The 3,327-nt window shown below is 44.8% G+C and carries 3 protein-coding genes; all 3 read left to right on the top strand.

The annotated features are described in order from the left end of the window. The coding region (locus BIV59_RS14420) for a sugar phosphate isomerase family (RefSeq protein WP_139194379.1) at window positions 1–457 on the top strand (457 nt) is incomplete at its 5' end. Continuing rightward, entirely contained in the window at window positions 454–1,377 is a 924-nt protein-coding gene (gene pfkB / locus BIV59_RS14415) for a 1-phosphofructokinase (protein ID WP_071352174.1), read from the top strand. The genes BIV59_RS14420 and pfkB, both read left to right, overlap by 4 nt. Continuing rightward, window positions 1,374–3,251 carry a PTS fructose transporter subunit IIABC gene (locus tag BIV59_RS14410; RefSeq protein WP_071352173.1) on the top strand — a complete coding sequence of 626 codons (1,878 nt, stop codon included), beginning with the start codon at window positions 1,374–1,376 and terminating at the stop codon, window positions 3,249–3,251. The genes pfkB and BIV59_RS14410 overlap by 4 nt, the downstream gene beginning before the upstream one ends. The last annotated feature ends 76 nt before the right edge of the window (window positions 3,252–3,327 follow it).

Raw genomic sequence — 3,327 nt, 5'->3', positions numbered from 1 at the left:
TGCCGGAACAACAATAATGGAAATGATTCCTTTTTTGAAAAATAAAAATGTAACCGTTCTTACAAATGGAGTGATGCATATTCAGCTCCTGATGGAAAATAAGATAAAGTCACTGATTACCGGGGGAGAAATAAAGGTTTCTACTAGTGCCGTAGTAGGAAGTACTGCAGTGAATTTCATTTCGCAATTCAGGTTTGATAAATGCTTTTTAGGTATTAACGGCATACATCCTGAACTTGGATTCACAACTCCAGACCCGGACGAGGCACTGCTCAAGAAAATGGCGATTTCTGTATCCAATGAAGTGTATATTCTGGCTGACAGCACGAAGCTGAATGAATCGACATTCGCTAAAGTAGCAGATATTCATGAAGCAATGATCATAACAGATGAAAATGATGCAGAGGCTTTGGACGAGCTTAGGGAAAACCCTAAAGCAAAGGTTGTGACAGCATGATTTATACAGTAACCCTTAATCCTTCGATAGATTATATCGTTCAAGTGGAACATTTAAAAATCGGCCACTTAAACAGGGTAAAGAACGATGCCAGATTTCCAGGAGGCAAAGGTATCAACGTCTCAAGAGTATTAAAAAGGCTGAATGTTAATAGCAGGGCACTTGGCTTCATTGGCGGTTTTACAGGGGAATTTATCTCGGATTTCCTCAGGAAAGAAGATGTTGAAACGGACTTCACAAGGGTTTCCGGAGAATCCCGGATTAACATCAAATTAAAAACAGATACTGAAACCGAAATCAATGGAAACGGTCCGGAAATCTCTTCCGAAAATTATCAAGACCTGTTAAATAAAATAAAAAAGCTGAAGGAAAACGATATCCTGGTACTCTCTGGAAGTATTCCTAAAAGCATGCCTGCCGGATTTTATGAACAAGTGACTGAATTTTGCGGAGATAACAATATCAAGGCAGTTGTCGATACAAGCGGGAGTGAATTGCTGAATGCAGTGAAGCACCGGCCTTTCCTGATTAAGCCTAACCATCATGAACTGGGAGAGATTTTTTCTGATGAAATTGACTCCTTCGATAAAGCCGCCTTTTACGGAAAAAAACTTGCACAAGCAGGGGCACAGCATGTTATCGTCTCTATGGCTGGTGAAGGAGCTGTTTTATGCACGGATGGCAAAACATATAAAGCCAATGTTCCAAAAGGGAGTGTAGTGAACTCTACAGGAGCAGGAGATTCTGTGGTTGCAGGATTTATCGGTAAATATGTGACAGCGGGCATGCTGGATGCCTTCAAATACAGTCTGGCCGCGGGGAGTGCGACTGCCTTTTCTGCTGATCTTTGCAGACAGGGTGATATCGAAAATTTGCTTGGCGACATTGAAATTGAAGAAATGAAGGGTGGTTTACTATGAAAATTACAGACCTTTTACAATATGACACTATTATTCTTGAATTATCTTCAGAGTCTAAAGACAGTGTCATTGACGAATTAGTTGCCAAGCTGGAGGGAGCGGGAAGGCTGCACGATCCCATTAGCTACAAGGCCGCCATATTGCATAGGGAAAGACAAAGCACAACAGGGATCGGAGAAGGAATTGCCATCCCTCATGCCAAAACTGCAGCGGTAAAAAAGCCAAGCATCTGCTTCGGACGTTCCAGCCGCGGGGTTGAATATGAATCGCTGGACGGCCAGCCATCACATCTTTTCTTTATGATTGCAGCAAGCGAAGGTGCTGATAACGATCATTTGGAAACGCTATCAAGACTTTCGTCCCTGTTAATGGATGCAGAGTTCCGCGGTCAGCTGCTTAGCGCTTCAACCGCAGGTGAAATACTTGAGCTGATTGATAAAAAAGAACAAGAAAGCGAAAGTCAGAATGAATCGGAAAAATTTGCTTCATCAAGGATGCTGCTTGCCGTTACTGCTTGTCCGACAGGCATTGCCCACACTTACATGGCAGCTGATGCTTTAAAGGCGAAAGCGAAAGAGCTGGGTGTGAACATTAAAGTAGAGACAAATGGTTCCACCGGGATAAAAAATAAACTGACTAATGAAGAAATACGGGCGGCCGATGCCATTATCGTTGCTGCCGATAAACAGGTTGAGATGGACCGTTTTGCAGGAAAGCCTGTCATTATCGTCCCTGTCGCACAGGGCATAAGGAAGCCCCAGGAATTGATCCAGCGGGCAATGAAACAGGAGGCACCTATTTATAAGGCGGGGAAAAATACCGCTGGAAGCGGTGAAGATGCCGGTTCAACCTCAAAACTGGGGGGATTTTATAAGCATTTAATGAACGGTGTTTCCAATATGCTTCCGTTTGTTGTGGGAGGCGGCATTTTGATAGCCCTTTCATTCTTTTTTGGCATTCATGCCTCAGATCCAAAAGACCCCAGCTATAATCCGATTGCAGGTGCCCTGGGGTACATTGGCGGGGGAGATCATGGTGCATTCTTCTTCCTTGTTCCGATTCTTGCCGGGTTCATCGCAAGCAGCATCGCTGACCGGCCAGGGTTTGCACCGGGCATTGTCGGCGGATATCTGGCAGCCCAGGCCCATGCTGGTTTTCTTGGCGGCTTGATTGCAGGATTCCTTGCAGGATACGTTGTATTAGGGCTTAAGAAATTGTTTGATAAACTGCCGCAGCAGCTTGAAGGCATCAAGCCAGTTCTGCTGTACCCGGTTTTTGGAATCCTGATTACAGGATTAATTATGCTTTATGTGATTAATGACCCTGTAACAGCCATAAATACTGGCTTGACTTCCTGGCTGCAGGGATTATCTGGTGCGAATGCCATTCTGCTAGGCATTATTCTTGGCGGAATGATGGCAGTGGATATGGGCGGACCGATTAATAAAGCAGCCTTTACATTTGGTATTGCTGCCATCCAGGCAGGAAGCCTTGGGCCGCATGCGGCCGTTATGGCAGGAGGGATGGTTCCTCCACTCGGAATAGCACTCGCTACCACTTTTTTTAAGCATAAATTTACAGAAACAGAACGAAAATCAGGATTTACCAACTATTTTATGGGAATATCCTTTATAACGGAAGGGGCAATTCCATTTGCAGCTGCTGATCCCCTCAGGGTCATCATCAGCAGTGTAATCGGATCTGCTTTTGCCGGCGCACTTACCATGGTTTTTGGCATCACTCTCCCGGCACCGCACGGAGGAATATTCGTAATAGGCCTCGTCAACCATCCGCTCCTGTATGCAGCAGCGATTTTGGCTGGATCTATTGTGACAGCCCTCATTCTCGGAGTCTGGAAAAAACAGAAAATATAATGTTAGTCAGGTGTGGTGCTCATTATTCAGGCTTTTTCAAAAAGCCTGTTTTTTTAGTGTGCCAGGCATGGCAACT

The sequence above is a fragment of the Bacillus sp. MUM 13 genome, from assembly GCF_001866725.1.
Classification (GTDB): Bacteria; Bacillota; Bacilli; order Bacillales; family DSM-1321; genus Peribacillus.
This window is presented reverse-complemented; position numbering and strand designations above follow the sequence as displayed.